A 2,795-nucleotide genomic window follows, 5' to 3' on the forward strand; every position below is an offset into this window, starting at 1 on the left:
AGTGGTGCTCGAGGAAGCCGACAGGGTGCCGCTGCTGGTGGTCCAGTTGACGGTTGCACCGGCACCAACAGCGTTGCCGTGTGCATCCTGCACGGTTGCCACCAGGGAGCTGGTGTCGCTGCCGTTGGCAGTGATGGTGGCCGGAGTGGCTACCAGATCCAGCACGCGCGCTGTTCCTTGGTCTGCGGTGAACGCAACCGAGGTACTTTTGCCCCCTGCCACGGCTGTCGCACTGATATTCGCGACACTGACAGAAGTTCCTGACGTGAGGGTGATCGTCGAGGTGCTGTCATCTGAAGTTACCGTTGACGTACTAGAGATAGTGCCATCACTAGTTTGCCAAGTTACAGGAGCCCCAGGGCCGACCGAGTTGCCATGGGCGTCAGCAATTGTAGCTTTTATTGTGCTTGTACTAATGCCGTTTGCTGTAAGAGTGGACGGGGATGCAACTAAAGTGATGACTTTTGCCGTGCGTTGGTCTCCCGAAAAGTCAGCATCATTCTCAGCCTTTGCACCTTGCGGTTCTTGAACGCTAACGCGAATAGCGCTTGCAAAGCGGCTAGTCAATTTCAAACGGGCATGACCGCTACCGTCGGTCTTTTCATCTTTCTCTACAACTGTTGCGTTTCCTTGGACATCCCAAGTTACTGTCGTGTTTGCTTTTGGAGCGCCCGTAGGTTCTTGCAGGGTAGCCGTGAATGTCACGGCATCAGTGCCATTGGCGTTTGCAACAGCTTGGGAGCGCTCCAAAGCGATTAAAAAGGCATTAACACGCACTTGCATCAAGTTCGACTGAATTACCCGCCCGAAACGATCAGAACCAACCGCCTGGAGCGTGTAATTGTTATTCCCCCCCTCAACGTATGCTGGGAGAGTCAAAGAGGCACTAGCACCGCCGCCGTATGGCGCTGCGAATGGTGCTGCGGTGCCAGTCCAAGAAAAGTGCCCGATACCAGGGTCTGTAAATGTGACAGGAAACGAAATTACCTGTGTAGGCGTTCCGTTTATCTGCGCTGGTAACATAACTTGTCCTGCATCTTTCTCGCGGTAGTCCAAGACTACCTCATAGTTACGATTAACTAGATCGTATCGAGAGTTCTCGAGCTTATGGCTCTTTATGTAATCAAGCGATAGCTGCTTGGACAGTGGTACACCGAATTGATAATTAATCGTCAACTTTCCGGTAGTTTGTGACACACCACCTTGACCTTGCCGGTAGTCAACACCAAAACCGATCATAGGAACCGGGTTGTACGAGGCACCGACGGTTAACGCTTGGGGATCTTTTTGACGATCAGAAGTTCCGAACAGCCCAACTTGGTCGCCAAAATACTTCTCGTAAACGAGTTTTCCTCCTAGTTGTGGATAGGATGGAAGATTAGCTTCGACTCGCACGTCGTAGCCGTTAGCTGGTCGCTCAAGATAGTCTTCAAGATCGACTGACTTATGCCAATCTGAAGCGCGCACATATATGTTTGCGCTGGTTTTTAGATTGTCGGTGAACGCTTCTAGACCCAAACCAAAGCGGCTGTTTTTTCCTGTGATGTCTCGGTCATAAAAGGCGTTGACACCTGCCAGCCATTCTTTAAGGGTGTGCCTATAACCTACACCGGCATTCACTGTTGTTCTGTAGTCCTCGGTCATTGAGTTAGAGCGTCGAATGCCGACCTGAGTAAAGATAAGGTCTTTTTCGGTGTCATAGATTGGCATCAGTAAGTCAAAACTACCAAGGCGAATGCCTTTTTCGCCTGTGCTTAAGGATAATTCAGCTGTTGCATGTCGAGCGGAGAACCACTTTTTTACTTCCTCCGAGCTTGCGGAGGTGAGCATGCCCGCTGCCATGCCTTGCAAGGCGTCAGCGCCTTGAAAACCCTTATTAGTAGGGTGGGCAATGTCTTGCCGAGCAGACAGCGGCATGTCTCCGGCGAATTCATTCAGTAAAGGCTTTTCGCGAGACGGCGGGTCTTTCTTCGAAGCACCACCAAGCTCTGGCAAATTGTATTTATTCACCGCGTCCGAACTGTCAGGAATAGATGAGAGTTGTTGCTGACTAGCAACAGCTGTTGAGCTATTCAGAGCAGGTGAATGACTAATTTGCTCAGCGGTATTAGTACAGCCTGTAATAACCGCCAAATAAGTGATAAAGAGTTTCTTAAACAATGAATGCGGTTTAACGCACCATTGTTTAGGTGTTGATCCTATCATCACAGTTTCCTCAGATTGGTTTCTAAGTGGCAAGAGAGTGCGTTAAATCTCCATTCGTTAGAGACTTTCATTACTTCACCAGGGTTAAGTTTTTCGGTTTTTGCTTTTGCGGATTATTTAAATCAGTTTCATTGTTTGATTCAGTGTGAAACCACTGTTTCGCAGAACTAAAAAAAACCGCTTTAACTGAGATAGGATGATTTGTGCTGGTGATGTAAACATTAGAAAAGTCATCACCAGCAAAAATTGCCATGGTTGCAGCTGAAAGAGCCTGTTTGTAGTTGGGGAACTCGGCTGCGTAACTTTCACCGTTACGTCGAAAGCTCAAAAAACAGCTTCCCTCGTAGCGTGGGCAAACGTAGGCATAGGCTTTTTTTCCGCCATACCTTGGCGGGGATTCCCCCACGCAACGCATCCCTGGCACTCCGATTGCTGCAACCATAACCACTCCTAAGCTTAAGCGACTGCCAAATCATAAATAGTCAGCTTCCATATGATAGCAAGTGAAAACGCCAAATAGTATTGTTTTGGTATTCATCTAGATTCATATTGGTTTGTCAAGGTGTGCGGATAGGTAGCGAGTTATGTCC

The 2,795-nt window shown here is 48.7% G+C and carries 2 protein-coding genes; both read right to left on the reverse strand.

The genetic code is table 11. The features are described 5' to 3' along the window. A partial coding sequence (locus Q8O96_RS31025; protein WP_305950119.1) for an inverse autotransporter beta domain-containing protein occupies window positions 1-2,205 on the reverse strand: 2,205 nt, incomplete at its 3' end. 70 nt (window positions 2,206-2,275) lie between these two features. Beyond that, window positions 2,276-2,647, reverse strand: a complete 372-nt coding sequence (locus tag Q8O96_RS31030; RefSeq protein WP_305950120.1) for a hypothetical protein — start codon at window positions 2,645-2,647, stop codon at window positions 2,276-2,278. Window positions 2,648-2,795 lie beyond the last annotated feature (148 nt).

It is taken from the genome of Pseudomonas sp. LPH60, assembly GCF_030718165.1.
Lineage (GTDB): Bacteria > Pseudomonadota > Gammaproteobacteria > Pseudomonadales > Pseudomonadaceae > Aquipseudomonas > Aquipseudomonas danubii.